8 protein-coding genes are annotated in these 15,282 nt (G+C 51.1%); 1 reads left to right on the top strand and 7 read right to left on the bottom strand.

Annotation, left to right across the window (positions count from 1 at the left end; translation table 11 throughout):
- Nucleotides 1-8: 8 nt before the first annotated feature.
- From QUB35_RS13285 to rpsT, 7 genes are all read right to left on the bottom strand, one after another.
- Nucleotides 9-4,133 carry a DNA-directed RNA polymerase subunit beta'' gene (locus tag QUB35_RS13285; RefSeq protein WP_333142353.1) on the bottom strand — a complete coding sequence of 1,375 codons (4,125 nt, stop codon included), beginning with the start codon at nt 4,131-4,133 and terminating at the stop codon, nt 9-11.
- A 277-nt stretch (nt 4,134-4,410) separates the two neighbouring features.
- Nucleotides 4,411-6,285 carry a DNA-directed RNA polymerase subunit gamma gene (locus QUB35_RS13290; protein WP_333142354.1) on the bottom strand — a complete coding sequence of 625 codons (1,875 nt, stop codon included), beginning with the start codon at nt 6,283-6,285 and terminating at the stop codon, nt 4,411-4,413.
- An 83-nt stretch (nt 6,286-6,368) separates the two neighbouring features.
- On the bottom strand, nt 6,369-7,457 hold the full coding sequence (locus QUB35_RS13295) for an HNH endonuclease (protein WP_333142355.1): 1,089 nt from the start codon (nt 7,455-7,457) through the stop codon (nt 6,369-6,371).
- Between the two features lie 149 nt (nt 7,458-7,606).
- A complete protein-coding gene (gene rpoB, locus QUB35_RS13300) occupies nt 7,607-10,993 on the bottom strand; it encodes a DNA-directed RNA polymerase subunit beta (protein WP_333142356.1) in 3,387 nt (1,128 codons plus the stop codon).
- A 451-nt stretch (nt 10,994-11,444) separates the two neighbouring features.
- Nucleotides 11,445-11,627, bottom strand: coding sequence for a hypothetical protein (locus QUB35_RS13305; RefSeq protein ID WP_333142357.1), 183 nt, complete (start codon nt 11,625-11,627; stop codon nt 11,445-11,447).
- Complete coding sequence (locus tag QUB35_RS13310; protein WP_333142358.1) at nt 11,596-12,375, bottom strand: TatD family hydrolase; 780 nt, start codon at nt 12,373-12,375, stop codon at nt 11,596-11,598. Before QUB35_RS13310 ends, QUB35_RS13305 begins: the two co-directional genes overlap by 32 nt.
- 225 nt (nt 12,376-12,600) lie before the next feature.
- On the bottom strand, nt 12,601-12,903 hold the full coding sequence (gene rpsT, locus QUB35_RS13315) for a 30S ribosomal protein S20 (RefSeq protein WP_333041544.1): 303 nt from the start codon (nt 12,901-12,903) through the stop codon (nt 12,601-12,603).
- A gap of 905 nt (nt 12,904-13,808) precedes the next feature.
- Between rpsT and hisD the strand changes: the two genes are divergently transcribed.
- Nucleotides 13,809-15,122: a histidinol dehydrogenase gene (gene hisD, locus QUB35_RS13320; protein ID WP_333142359.1), complete on the top strand. Its 1,314-nt coding sequence runs from the start codon at nt 13,809-13,811 to the stop codon at nt 15,120-15,122.
- Nucleotides 15,123-15,282: the final 160 nt, after the last annotated feature.

Here is a 15,282-nt window from a genome sequence, read left to right on the forward strand (position 1 = left end):
AACTATGATTAGTCTTCGTCCTCATCAAAATCAAAACCAATATCATCTTCATCGTCAGCGTCAGGCCCCAAGGCATCGTCTTCAGTCTCAGCGACAAAATCGTCATCATCAACCTCAACTTCCTCAAAATCCTCATCGGGCTCAAGATCGGCCCCGCGGCCAATTTCATAGCCGCTTTCGATCGTATAAGCACGACGGGCAGTGCGATCGTCAAGTACAACATCCTCCTGTAAATCGTGGATGTCGTCATCAAATACGGCACCATCAAAACCCGCATCCTGAACCCCAGCATCCTCATAGGCATTGAACCCAGTACCGGCAGGAATCAGGCGGCCAATAATCACATTTTCCTTGAGGCCTCGCAGCCAGTCAGACTTACCTTCGATCGCAGCCTCAGTCAACACCCGCGTAGTCTCCTGGAACGAAGCAGCGGAAATAAAGCTATCAGTATTCAGCGAAGCCTTAGTAATCCCCAGCAACACGGGAGTATAATCCGCCGGCGCCCCACCAGTAATTGACATCGCCTCATTCACCTGCTCTACCTGCCGCAACTCTACCAACTCGCCCGGCAGCATAGTAGTATCGCCGCCATCCTCCATCCTGACTTTGTTGGTCATCTGCCGGACGATTACCTCGATGTGCTTGTCGGAAATATCGACGCCCTGAGACTGATAAACCGACTGCACTTCGTTCACCAAAAAGGTCTGCACCTGTTGGAAACTCTCCAAAGCCGCCTCAAAAGTAGACTGCCGCTCCTTGAGCACGTGGAAGAACACCTCCAGAATCTCGTGAGGGTTAGCAGGCCCATCGGTCAAGGCTTCGGCGACGCCTACGCGCTGTCCGTCAGAAACGATCGGGTTTTGACCGGGCAACAAAGGATACTCCTCAATCCGGCCGTCATCCTCAATCACCGCCAGTTCCACAACATCGTCATCTGTAACTACACGAGCTGTGCCGGGCCGCTTGGCTAAAATACAGGCTTCCTTGGGCTTCCGTCCTTCCAGAAGTTCCTCAATGCGGGGCAAACCCTGAATGATATCCCCAGTCTTTGCGCGCTCAAACACGAGAATCACTAGGTTGTCGCCCCGCTGCACTAGGTCGCCGTCGTCTACGTGCAGGACTGCACCGGCGGAAACCCGGTAAGGGCGGGCTACCCTGAGCACAAGTTTGGCGGGTTCTGTCTCGGATGCGGGTACAACTTTCACAACTTGGCCGGATTCTTCGAGAACAACTCCGGGAGCTATTTCGGTACCAGCGACGAGCAGTTGACCCGGACTGACATCGGGGGTGCCGGCTACAGAAATGGAAATAGAGTCGGCATCTCGCATCACCAAGAGTCGGCGCACTGGTTCGCCGTGGCCTTCACGGATGCCCCGAACGATACCGGCTTCTTTGCAGAGAATTTCGGTGCGGGCGACTACGGCACCGGGGGCGATCGACTGTCCATCTTCGACCAACAGCCGCGTGTGAGTGCTGCCTTGAGTCGGGTCAGCAGAGACATCCCGCCGAATTACGAGGGATTCCAAAATTACTAGCTGCAAGCGGAAAGTCTTGGAGGTTCGATCGCTCCCATCATCCACAGCCACTGCCAACTCCTGCGACCCATCTTCAGCCGAACCCCAAGCTGGCCCAGAACCATCGGCGCCAAAAGCTGTAGCATCTTCTTCGTCTGGCAATAGCTCGATATCTGCGGCCAGTTGCGGAGCTCCGGAGCCAATTTCCAAGATAAGCTGAGTCCGCAGTAGTTCCAATCCTTCGACTGATTTGACGCGCTCTCCATCTTTGTAAGGAAGTCGCTGCACTGCTTTCAAGGAGATGGACTCGTTGAGGGCGGTCTGTGAGGGTACGGGTGGCTTGTCGGGTACGGGAAATTCGACGACGGGCCGCAGCAATAAGGCGGGGCCTTCGGGGGTTTCGATATATTCGGCATAGCCCAATTCTTCGGCAATCAAGCCTGGGAAAATTTCTTGACCGGCGTTGACGATTTGACCTTCGCCTAATGTTAGGGGGGGGCGGTCTACTACATGGAGGGTGCCTGGTTTGATGACTATTTCCCGGAGGATGTCGTTTTTCTGGGTGATTTCTACTGCTCCGCTGGTTTGGCAGAAGATGTCTTTGACGACTTCTGTGCCGGCTTCGACGTATTGGCCGTCTTCGACTAGGAGGAGGGAGATGTCTTTGTTGACTTCGTGGCACTCTTCTGGTATCCAGAGCAGGGTGCCGCCTTTGACGACTTCGTAGCCAAGTTTGGCTTTGCCGCGCTTGTGGACTTCGACTCCGCCATATTTGACGATGCCTCCTGTGGCGGTGCGGTAGCTGTCGTCGAGCAGTTCGGCGACGACTTCTCCGTTGATGACTTTGCTTCCTGGGGCTGTTTTGAGGGAAAACCGCTGTTTGGAAGATGTTTCGATGGTGTAGTGGTCGCGGCCGCCTGCGCTTTCGGCGCGGACGACTGCTTGGTCGAGGAGGACTTGGGCGGTGATTATTTCGATTTCTCTGGGGTCGGCGATGCGGACTACGCCGCCGTGTTCGGAGATGAGTTTGGTTTCGGCTATGACGCTTTCGGCGGGGATGCGATCGCCGTTTTTCACTGCTGGTTCGGCGCCGGGGGGCAGGTTGTAGACTTCTCCTGAGAGTATCCAAATGAGTCCGCCTTTGCTGGCGGTGCGGGTGGTGTTGCCTTGGCGATCGGTTTTTTCTTCTGGTACTAGGTCGGCAAATTTGGCTTCTCCGGCTAGGTCGGAGGCTACGTCTGTGGTGACTTTTTCGGTTGTTTTGCGGGCTGCGCGTCCGACGATGGGCACTTCTGCTAATACTTGACCGGGTATGGCGCGCTGTCCGTCTTTGACCATGAGGGTGGAGCCTTGGACGATGGCTAGTTCGATTTTGAGTTTTTGATTTTTGGCGCTGGTTTTCCCTTCTTCAAATCCGTCGCCTTCAAATACAAGTTTGCCGTTGTTTTCGGCGACGAGTGCTTCTTCGCCGTGTCTGGTGCGGAAGGAGCGGGTACGCAGGTTTTTGAATTTGACTACGCCAGGGAAGGGGGCGCGTTCTTGTTTGGCGACTTCTCCGGTGAATACGCCGCCGGTGTGGAAGGTACGCATGGTGAGTTGGGTTCCGGGTTCGCCGATGGATTGGGCGGCAATAATCCCGATGGCTTCTCCCATGTCTACCATTTTCAGGTGGGCGAGACTCCAGCCGTAGCAGTGTTGACATACGGATCGGGTTGATTCGCAGGTCAGGGGCGATCGTAGGTACACTTCGCCTACTCCAGAGTTACCAATTTCTCCTGCTAATTCATCGGTGATTGGCTGATTTCGGACTGCTTTCTCGCTGCCATAGGTGACAATTTCTTTTGTTTTGGGGTGCTGGACATCTCTGGCTAAGACGCGCCCTAGCAATCTGTCTTTGAGGGGTATGAGCACTGTTGCTCCATCGGTCATGGGTCGGACTCGAATTCCGCGCTGGGTGCCGCAGTCTACTTCCCGGACGATTACGTCTTGGGATACATCGACTAAGCGGCGAGTGAGGTAGCCTGAGTCTGCTGTCCGCAGTGCTGTATCGACTAAGCCTTTGCGTGCTCCGTAGGAGGAGATGATGTATTCGGTGACGGTGAGTCCTTCGCGGAAGTTGGTTTTGATTGGTAGGTCGATGATTTCTCCTTGGGGGTCTGCCATCAATCCGCGCATTCCGACTAGCTGTCGGACTTGGGAGATGTTTCCCCGTGCTCCGGAGAAGGCCATCATGTAGACGGAGTTCAGGGGGTCTGTGGCTCGGAAGTTTTTGACTACTTCGTCTTTGAGGTCTTCTGAGGTGCTGTTCCAGGTGTCGATTACTTTTTGGAAGCGTTCGACTTCGGTGATTTCGCCTCTGGTGTATTTTTGTTCGGTGATGCGGATTTCTTCTTCGGCTGCATCTAGGAGCGATCGTTTTGATGGGGGCACTTGTAGGTCGTCTACGCTAATCGAAACTCCCGCTCGTGTCGCAAACCGGAAACCCAGGTCTTTGAGTTTATCGGCCATTTGCGCTGTACGGGCCGTTCCGTAGTGCATAAAAGACCAAGAAATTAATTTTTTGAGCTGACCTTTGTCAACAACTCGATTGCGAAAAACAATTTCCTTATTTTCTGTCATTTTTCTGAGTAGTAGTAGTAATTGGTAATTGGAGTATTGACGCAGGAGGCTCTCTTGCTGCGAGGCAGAGGGCAGTAGTAAGTAGTAGTAAGTAGGTTGGGCCCGTGGAACTAACCCCAACATTTCACCCACCCAACATTTCACCCACCCCTTCTTAACCCAACCGTATTTATTAGTAATTAGTAAGTAGTAATGGGTAACTTTTCTAACTTCAATCACCATTATTTATTAGCGATTACTTATCAGTCATTACCCACCACCCCTTACCCATTACTTCCTAATTATTTATCACCGACTCAATAGTTTGGTGATAAATAATCCTGCCCGGAGTAGTGCGAATAAACTGATTAATCACCTTACCCTCCCCATCTTCCCGAACCCGGCGGAACTTATATTCCTTCGTCACTATGCCGTCAGTCGATCGTTCTACTTTCAGCGGTTCTCCTTCCGGTTCTGTGTTTTCGATAGCGCCTTGAAACCTCACCCACACATAAGAGTGCAAGTCAACAACTCCTTGCTCGTAAGCTACAACTGCGTCGGTGAGGTTGGAGAAATAGTGACCGGCTCCTTTTTGAGCGTCAGGATTTTCGGCTGTCAAGTAATAGCAACCGAGCACCATATCTTGAGAAGGAGTAACGATCGGTCTCCCAGTAGCCGGCGACATAATGTTGTTAGAAGCCAGCATGAGCAACCGCGCTTCGGCCTGAGATTCCAGAGACAATGGCACGTGTACGGCCATTTGGTCGCCGTCAAAGTCGGCGTTAAAGGCCGGACAAACCAGCGGGTGAAGCTGAATTGCTCTCCCGTCTACCAAAATCGGCTCAAAGGCTTGAATCCCCAAACGGTGCAGGGTGGGGGCCCGGTTTAGCATTACTGGGTGTCCTTCAATCACTTCCTGAAGCACGTCCCAAACACTAGGATCGTTGCGCTGAATCAGTTTTTTGGCTGCTTTGATGTTGTTGACTAATCCTTGGCGGATTAGGCGGTGGATGACGAAGGGCTGGAAAAGTTCGATCGCCATTTCCCTCGGCAATCCGCACTGATGAATCTTCAGCTTCGGCCCCACCACAATCACGGAACGCCCGGAGTAGTCAACCCGTTTACCCAGCAAGTTTTGCCGGAAGCGACCTTGTTTCCCTTCAATGATGTCCGACAGCGACTTCAGCGGCCGATTATTTGCCCCCACCACTGTCCGGCCCCGGCGACCGTTGTCAATCAGCGCATCCACTGCTTCTTGCAGCATCCGCTTTTCGTTACGGATGATAATCTCCGGCGCCAGAATTTCTTGCAGTCTAGCTAAGCGGTTATTGCGGTTGATGACTCTCCGATAGAGGTCGTTGAGGTCACTGGTTGCAAAACGGCCGCCGTCTAACTGCACCATTGGCCGCAAGTCGGGGGGAATCACGGGAATCACGTTGAGAACCATCCAATCGGGTTGAGAACCCGTAGCGATGAAGTTGTCAATAACCCGCAAGCGTTTAATTAACTTTGCCCGTTTTTGACCCTTAGCATTAGCAATATCTTCCCGCAACTTTTCCGCTTCACTTTCTAGCGGAATATTTTGCAGCAAAACTTGCAAAGCTTCAGCACCTATGCCTACTTCTACGCCCGTCAGCGTGGAATCTTCGCTGTAAAGTTCGTCTTCTATTTCCAGCCAAGCATCTTCGGTGAGCAATTGCTTGTATTGCAGCTTTTCTGCATTACCTGCATTGAGGACAACGTAGGCATTGAAATACACGATTTGTTCGACATCTCGCAGCGGCATATCTAACAGAATTGCCATGTAACTCGGGATGCCTTTGAGATACCAAACGTGAGCTACGGGAGCCGCTAATTTGATAAATCCCATCCGGTGACGGCGGACGCGAGATTCAGTGACTTCTACACCGCATCTTTCGCAAACAATGCCTCTATGGCGAACTCGTTTGTACTTCCCACAATGACATTCCCAATCTTTTGCAGGCCCAAAAATGCGCTCGCAAAACAAGCCATCCATTTCAGGTTTTAACGTGCGATAATTAATTGTTTCTGGTTTTGTCACCTCTCCAGTTATCTGACCGTTGGGTAAAGTCCTCTCTCCCCACTGTCGAATTCTTTCGGGTGAAGCTAACCCGATCTTGACGTAATCAAAGCGTTGTTCTATTTTAGCCATTCTTGACTCCAATTGATAATTTACAGTAGATTATTTGGGGTGGTTTATCTTTTTTCTGTGCTTTTTTTAGGTTTAAATCACTCTTATACTCCTTTATAAGTGATATTATTTTTAATATCATAGATAACACTTGAGGATACTTTTAAGTCATCAGCTATTTGAGAGATTGATTCTCTATCTCTAATCCTTTTTCGTACCTCAAGAGCTTGCTCGAAAGTCAATTTTCGATCGAGATATCCACCCATGCGAGGAACTGGAACCTCTTCGCCTGCTTCCTTCCAAGTGACGTGATATTTAATATCGTGTATGGTTTTGCGGCCGACACTGTATTCCTGTGCTACATCCTTCATCCTCTCTCCTGCTGCTAGCTTTTGTCGAATTTCTCGCACCTTTTCCCAATCTAATTTGGCATTGGAAAGAGGATGACTTTTTCCTTGAGTGCGTCCTTTCTTAGAAGCATCTAACAAATTTTGAGTGCGAGTACCTGCCCAAAGGTGTTCTGGATTGATGCAACTGGGATTGTCGCAGGTATGACAAGCATCCATCGAAGTCGGAAGTTCATATCCTAATTTCTCGGCTAAAACAGCACGGGTAACTGATTTTAATTTCCCATTTTTCCAGTATCTGCCATAACCTTGACCATCCTTTCCACCTGAGAAAATGATGCAGCCGCTGTCTTGAATTTCTCCTAAAAAATTGGGTGAAACTGTAGTGAAGTTATCGGGAATATTTGTCTGAAGTATCTTAGTAATAGTTTCATGTTGTACTCCATACTCTTTTGCTAGGTGGTTCTTGATGGTTCCAGATAAATATTTAGTCTGAATTTCCCGTAGTTGTGCGATCGACAATATGCCAATACCGGGAATACTTTTGCGTCTGGGAGTTTTGCGATCGCGCCCAATCATCTGCCCGGTATTCTCAGCAGCAGTACCTACTACCAGATGTGCCGGGTTGATGCAGCTTCGATTGTCGCAGGTATGGCAACCAAAATAACCGGAACCGAGGAACCCTGCTATTTTCGACTCGAGGACTAAACGGTGGACTAATACTGTTTTGCCATCGATCCACTTGCGCCCGTAACCGTTGCCAAACTTGCTCCCTTGCCAATTAATACAGCCCGTCGCCCGGTCAACTTCTCCTTGAATTCCTGGGACAACTGTTACAATATTCATGTTCAGCGTCTCTCCTGTTTAGAGCGTTGATTCGCCTCAGCAGTGGTACGAACACTGCTGAGGCATTTTAATTTGAGATTGTCGATTAAAGATTAAAGAATTGAAGGCTGTCAAAAAATCTTTAATCTTTAATCTAAAATCTTTAATGCCTAATCCTCGTCAAGTTCGTCACGAGAAAGCGATTCGTAAGTAGGCCGGGAGGGCGATCGCTTGCCCCCAGCATCTGCCATCAAATCCACCTCAACGTGCTCGCTGCCCTCGTCGGACGTATTCACCTTGTGCACGGCAATATCCAAGCACAAAGACTGCAACTCCCGCATCAGCACCTTGAAAGATTCCGGCGTACCGGGGCGCGGAATAGCTTTGCCTTTGACGATCGCATTCAGCGCTTCATTCCGCCCCTGCATATCGTCCGACTTCACAGTCAGCAACTCTTGCAAAGTATAAGCGGCGCCGAACGCTTCCAGAGCCCAGACTTCCATTTCTCCGAACCGCTGACCCCCCTGCTGTGCTTTGCCGCCCAAAGGCTGCTGCGTTACCAGCGAGTAAGGGCCTGTGCTACGGGCGTGGATCTTATCGTCTACCAAGTGAACCAGCTTCAGCATATAGGCGATGCCGACTGTGATCGGACGATCGAACGGTTCCCCAGTTCGGCCATCGTAGACAATAGTCTTGCCGGGGTGCTTTTCATTAAACACCCAAGGCTTGCCGGTTTTTTCGCGTGCCTCCTGTAGCTTGCCGTGTACGGTTTCCCGCGACTTTTCAGCGCCGTGCATTTCATCAAAAGGCACCATCTTGAACCGCATCGACAGATTTTCGCCCGCCCACCCCAGCAAGCACTCAAAAATCTGACCCACGTTCATCCGCGACGGTACGCCCAAGGGATTGAGCACTATGTCAACGGGAGTCCCGTCGGGCAAATAAGGCATATCCTCCATCGGCAGAATCCGGGACACAATACCCTTATTTCCGTGGCGGCCGGCCATTTTGTCGCCGACTTGAATCTTCCGCTTTTGAGCCACGTAGACGCGGACGACCATGTTGGCGCCGGGGGGCAGTTCGTCGCCCTGTTCGCGGGTAAACACCCGCACATCCACCACGCGGCCTTTTTCGCCGTTAGGGACGCGGAGGGAATTGTCGCGCACGTCGCGGGCTTTTTCGCCGAAGATTGCCCTCAGCAGTTTTTCTTCCGGCGGTTGGTCGGATTCGCCTTTGGGGGTGACTTTGCCGACTAGGATGTCGCTGGCTTCTACCCAGGCTCCTTTGCGGATAATTCCTTGTTCGTCTAGCTGGCGCAGCGCGTCTTCGCCGACGTTAGGAATTTCACGGGTGATTTCTTCGGGGCCGAGTTTGGTTTGACGGGCTTCGATTTCGTATTTTTCAATGTGGATCGAAGTGTAGACATCTTCGTACACCAAACGCTCGCTAATTAGCATCGCGTCTTCGTAGTTGTAGCCTTCCCAAGGCATATAGGCTACCAGGATGTTGTGACCCAGAGCGAGTTCTGCTCCTTCGGTGGAGGAACCGTCGGCGAGCACTTGACCTGCTACGACGCGATCGCCCTCATAAATCAGCGGACGCTGGTTTAAACAAGTATCTTGGTTAGAGCGCTGATATTTTTGCAGTTCGTGTTCGATGCAGCCAGCATATTTTTGCTTCCAAACCGAGGGCTGTTTGACTTTGAGTTCGTCGTATTCCCGAATCAGGAAATGTTCTTCGCTGGAATTCGATTCGGCATCCTCAGCAAGAGGTCTGACAATAATCCGGGTGGCGTCGATGTATATCACCTCGCCGTTAATCCGGGAAACCACAACCATCCCGGAATCTCGCGCCGCCTGAGCTTCCAAGCCCGTACCAACTAGGGGCCGTTCTGGTTTCAGTAGCGGCACAGCTTGCCGCTGCATATTCGATCCCATCAGAGCTCGGTTGGCGTCGTCGTGTTCCAAGAACGGAATCAGCGATGTCGCGACGGAGACGATTTGCACGGGCGAAATCGCCATGTAGTCCACCTGCATCGGCGTGGTGGTAGTAAATTCTTGGCGGTAGCGGACGGCTACGGTTTCGCCCAAGAGGTTGTTGTCTTCGTCGAGGCTGATGTCTCCGGGGGCGACGCGCAAATCGTCTTCTTCATCGGCTGTCATGTAAACAGGCGCTTTGTCGCGCAGCACCCGTCCTTTTTCTACTGGATAAAAAGGAGTTTCGATGAAGCCGTAGGGGTTAACGCGGGCGTGGGTTGCTAAGGAACCGATCAGACCGGCGTTGGGGCCTTCTGGTGTTTCGATCGGGCAAATCCGGCCGTAGTGGGACGGGTGAATGTCCCGCACTGCAAACCCGGCGCGTTCCCGAGTCAGACCTCCAGGGCCCAAGGCCGAAAGCCGACGTTTGTGCGTTAGTTCTGCCAGAGGGTTGGTTTGATCCATGAACTGCGATAGCTGGGAGGAACCGAAGAATTCCTTGATTGCTGCTACCAGCGGTTTGGGGTTGACCAGAGAAGCGGGGCTGAGGGAGTCGGCATCGGAGACGGTCATTCTTTCGCGGATGATCCGTTCTAAGCGGTTGAGTCCGACGCGCACTTGGTTTTGCAGCAGTTCTCCGACACTGCGGACGCGACGGTTGCCTAGGTGGTCGATGTCGTCGGTGGAGCCGATGTCGAATTCGAGGTTAATTAAGTAGTCGATCGCCGTCAAGATATCTTGCGATGTCAGCACCCGCGTGGTATCGGGGACTGTCAAGCGCAATTTTTTGTTGAGTTTGTAGCGTCCGACTCGGCCCAAATCGTAGCGTTTGGGGTCGAAAAAGCGCGAGTTGAGGAGCTGTTCGCCCCCCGCCACGGTGGGGGGCTCGCCTGGACGGAGTTTGCGGTAGAGCTCCATCAAAGCTTCTTCTTCGCCGAATTGTCCTTCTTTCTCGATCGTCTTTTGGAAGTATTCCGGGTGCCGCAAGGAGTCGTAGATTTCGCCGTCTGTGAGTCCGAGGGCTTTGAGCAGCACCTGAGCCGATAGTTTGCGGGTTTTGTCGATTCTGACCCAGACTAAATCGTTTTTGTCTGTCTCGAACTTGAGCCACGCGCCACGGTTAGGGATCAGACTGGCGTTGTAGGAACGGCGACCGTTTTTGTCGGTTTCCGATTTGTAGTACACGCCGGGGGAACGCACGATTTGGTTGACGATGACCCGTTCCGCGCCGTTGATAATGAAAGTGCCGCGCTCGGTCATCAAGGGCAAATCGCCGATGAAGACTTCTTGTTCTTTGATTTCCCCTGTTTCTTTGTTAATCAGGCGGGTGGGGACGTACATTTGCACCGAGTAGGTGCTGTCCCTGCGCTTGGCTTCGTCCACATCATATTTGGGGCGCTTGAGTTTGAAGTCTTTGCCCATGAAGTGGAGTTCCAGCTTGCCCGTGTAGTCTGTAATCGGGGAGAAGCTGTCGAGTTCTTCGATCAGTCCGGCTTCTAGGAACCAGCGGAAACTTGCCCGCTGGATTTCGATCAGGTCGGGCAAGGTGAAGGCGAATTCTGTGTAATCTTTAGTGGTCATGGGTATCCTTTTTCCGCAGTGGCTCTAGCTTTTTACATGGCGCCAAGGCTGGGCTTTTTTACCTTGTTGCGTTTTTTTGATTGATTGTGTGAGAGAATTTATATGATGTTTTCGATCGCCTGCCAACTGCTGCAACGGTTATTATTGCTGGTGGCTCGCAGTATTTTTGTGCGGATTTTAGTTTCGATCGAGATGCTTTTAGCTCTGATCTCGTAGTATCCCGGGGTGAATTCCCTACACTTTTGACTCCTAAAATTGACTTGACAGCTATTGCCAAATTGCTGAGGTTCCAAGTTTCTTCTGATGTGTAAGTTTGAGTGTGTAAGTTTGAGGTATTGCGTGAAGTTTTGACCGATCCCGAAGGTTAGCGTACTCGCATTGTGTTGGTAGTTTCCGGGCGACATCGCAGTCGTGGAGACTAAGCCAACGCCCGATCGGTCGGTTCTTTTTATTATAGGACGCAAATCCGATCGCAACAGGCAACGCCAAAAGAATCTCCCATAAAGGATGAATCCGGTTTTTCTGGCAGGATAGAAATGGGATTGTCCCGATCGCTGGCTCCTAAATCAACCTGTTTTCCTCGTTTCTCTGTTCTGCTATAACTAAACTGAAAAGCCGAATAGCTGACAGGCATTTTCGGTTGTCTGCTGGGACAGAGTTAAGAGAGAAACTCCTCTCAATTTAGCAACTTGCTCGGCTACGTAGTAGACGTAGGCTGGTTCGTTGCGTTTTCCCCGCTGGGGTACGGGGGCGAGAAAAGGGCAATCTGTCTCGACTAGGATGCGATCGCTATTTACCATACAAGCTGATTCTTGTATTTGCAAGGCTTTTTTAAAGGTGACTGTTCCGCTAAAACTAATGTAGAAACCTAGGTCTAAAAACCACTGGGTTTCTTCGGGTGTGCCTCCCCAGCAGTGCATGACCCCGCGCACTGGCCCCCGTGTTTGCCAAAAGTTCCTCAGCATTTCGGCCATTGGGGCGGCGGCGTCGCGACAGTGGATAATGACTGGTTTGTCAAGTTCCTGGGCGATTTCAAGCTGTGCCTCAAACACTTTAAACTGGTGTTCTCGATCGTCAGCTTTATAAAAGTCCAGTCCGGTTTCGCCGATCGCCACTACCCTAGAGTCCGAATTCGCTAATTCCCTAATCTGGCTCGCAGTCTCGTCTTTCCACTTCTCGGCATCTAGGGGGTGGAGTCCAACCGCAAACGACACTTCTGCAAACTGGTTGGCGATTGCTTGAATGCCGGCAAACTCTTCTGGCTCTACACAAGAATGAACCAGCCGAACTACACCAGCTTCGCGCCAGCGTTCTCGAATGGCTTCTAACTCAGATTTGTAGATTTCAAAGTTGATATGAACGTGAGTGTCGATGAGCTGCATGGGGGAAGCAGATTAGAGGTGATACGGGAGAGTCCTGGTGGGATAGGGCGAGGGGGGAGTGAAAGAGTCTGGGAGTGGGAGTGGCAGAGAGTGTGCGGGAAAAATCTTCCGTCTTCTTTCTTCCTTCTTCCTTCTTCACGCTTGACTTCTTCACGCTTGACTTCTTCCCTCAACCTCCATTCCTTCAATCTTTTACACTGCTTCGTTGCCGAACTTTCTGCTTCCTTAAGATGCTACCGAGGATGCTTCGTGTGGCTTGAGGGTTCTTGCCAAGCGGGACTTTTTGCGAGCGCCGTTGTTGCGGTGGAGTACACCTTTTTTGACAGCTTTGTCAATTTTGCTGTAGGCCTCAGACATTCGCTGCTGGACTTCTTGCATTAATTCCGGGCTCGGAGCTGCGGCGTACTTGTCTACGGCCGCGAAATACTTCTTCATCAAAGTTTTGACCGCTGACTTGTAAGATTTGTTGTACAAGCGGTTACGTTCGGCGATTTTGACTCGTTTGACGGCGGACTTAATATTTGCCATAGTTCAGTTGCTGGAAGTAGGTATTCATTGATACACCCTAGTCTCAAGACAGTCCCAAGACACGGGGATTTTGAAGGACAACCTTTTCGGGAGCGATCCGCAAAAAGCTTGATTTTTAATGGCGGAGTGAGACAGCCACTTTCCATTCGCTCAGATTGAAATTTAGATTGAGCTGAGTCTGTGGCTACTTTTTGGCGACGCCCGCGCAATAATTTTTTATTGACTCATTTAACTGCCTGTTCTTTACCCCTGACAATACCCAAAGGTATGACACGGGTTTTACAGATGCGTTTTGCGGTGTTTCCACCGTCACGAGTTAAAGTCACGGTTTCTTGCGCGCAATTTTCAAGTATACAATAATTTGGCGTTTTTTTATAAAAAAATTATCAGGTGTTGGAAAAACTAATATAGCACCTATTTTGCTTAAAATCCAATTCTCTGAAAAATCCAAGTTAAGCTATAACAAAGAATACGGGTTATTTGGGCTTCGGCAAGAAGCACTTACCGAAGGTAGAAGGTAAAAAGCTGAAGGTAGAAGGTAGAAGGTAGAAGACAGCCGGATCAGAAGGTAGAAGGTAGAAGGCAGAACCAAAATTCTCCCGATCGAACACTCTCCCTCTCGGATATTATCGGGGTCGGACACTCTCCCCCTCTGCGTTCCCACCCTCTCCCTCCGCAACCGGTTCTCTGGCGGGCAATTCAAGAGAGAAGGTTGTGACTTGTCCTCAGTGTTGCAAAATCCTCGACAGAGATTTAAACGCTGCACTGAAGCCTTGGAAAATGCCGCGGCTCTCGCGGTTTAAGCTTGTGGACTGGTGGTGGCCTACTTCTCTAGGAGATCCCCACAAAAATCCCCAATTGTCAAGCAAATGTTAGTGAAGTTATAGACGGCATTCCTAATCTCCATGCTGCGAATCATTACTCAGTGGGTTGAGGCACAAGCTGAACTGCGACGGATCTGCGATCGCACCCATGACGAACTTGTCGTTCACAAAGAAGCCACCGTGCGGGAGGTGCTGCAAGCTGTAAGGCGCAGAGGCGATCAGGCTGTGCTGCACTACACTGCTGAATTTGACCGCATGACTCTAAATGTGGAAGATTTACGGGTGACAGGCGCCGAATTGGATGCTGCTTACCAGCAGGTGTCGAAAGAATTATTAAATGCAATCCGGCTGGCTTGCAAACAGGTAGAGGCGTTTCACCGACAGCGCGTACCCAAGTCTTGGGTGCAGTTTGGTGATGACGAGATTGTTTTGGGCAAGCGCTACACGCCGGTCGATCGAGCAGGAATCTACATTCCTGGCGGTCAGGCGTCCTATCCTAGCTCGGTGATCATGAATGCGGTTCCTGCGAAGGTCGCCAAGGTGCCGAGACTGGTGATGTGTACTCCCCCCGGACAGGAGAAGAAAATGAATCCTGCGGTGCTGGTAGCGGCTCAGGAAGCGGGAGTTGATGAGATTTATCGGGTAGGCGGGGCGCAGGCGATCGCGGCTTTGGCCTACGGTACGGAAACTATTCCGAAGGTGGATTTAATTACTGGGCCGGGGAATATTTACGTCACCCTGGCTAAAAAACTGGTTTACGGGACTGTGGGGATCGATTCTCTGGCTGGCCCGTCGGAAGTGTTGATTATTGCGGATGCTTCGGCGAATCCTGTACACGTGGCTGCGGATATGTTGGCTCAAGCTGAGCACGATTCGATGGCGTCGGCAATTTTGCTGACGGCGGATTCGGTGCTGGCTAGGAAGGTGGTGGCTGAGGTAGACAGACAGTTGGCAAATCACCCGCGCCGAACTTTAACAGAAAAGGCGATCGCCAACTATGGTTTAGTCGTAGTAGTTGACTCGCTCAAAGCCGCGGCGGAACTCTCTAACGAGTTTGCCCCGGAACACTTGGAATTGCAAGTGGCAGATCCCTGGGCTTTGCTCGACCAAATTCGCCACGCTGGGGCGATTTTCTTGGGCTGCTCGACGCCGGAAGCTGTAGGTGATTATTTGGCTGGCCCGAATCACACTTTGCCGACTTCTGGGGCTCCGCGCTATGCGTCGCCGCTGGGTGTCGAAACTTTTATGAAGCATTCGAGTTTGATTCAATATTCGCCGGCTGCACTTAAGAAGGTGAGTAGGGCGATTAATGTTTTGGCAGAAGCTGAGGGGCTTCCTTCTCACGCTGATTCGGTGCGGCTGCGGACTGAAAATGAGGGAAAGGGTGAGTTTTAGATGGTAGATTTGAGATTGGCGATCGGCAAAATACATAGGTAGTCAAAAGCGAGTGAAATGCAATGAAAGGAAGCAATTCTCTTGCGATTATGGTAGCTTTACATTCTGTGACAAGCGACCCAGTTTATTTGCACCTACGGAGTTACGCACTGCGGGCTTA

It is taken from the genome of Microcoleus sp. B13-B6 (genome assembly GCF_036705405.1).
GTDB lineage: Bacteria > Cyanobacteriota > Cyanobacteriia > Cyanobacteriales > Microcoleaceae > Microcoleus.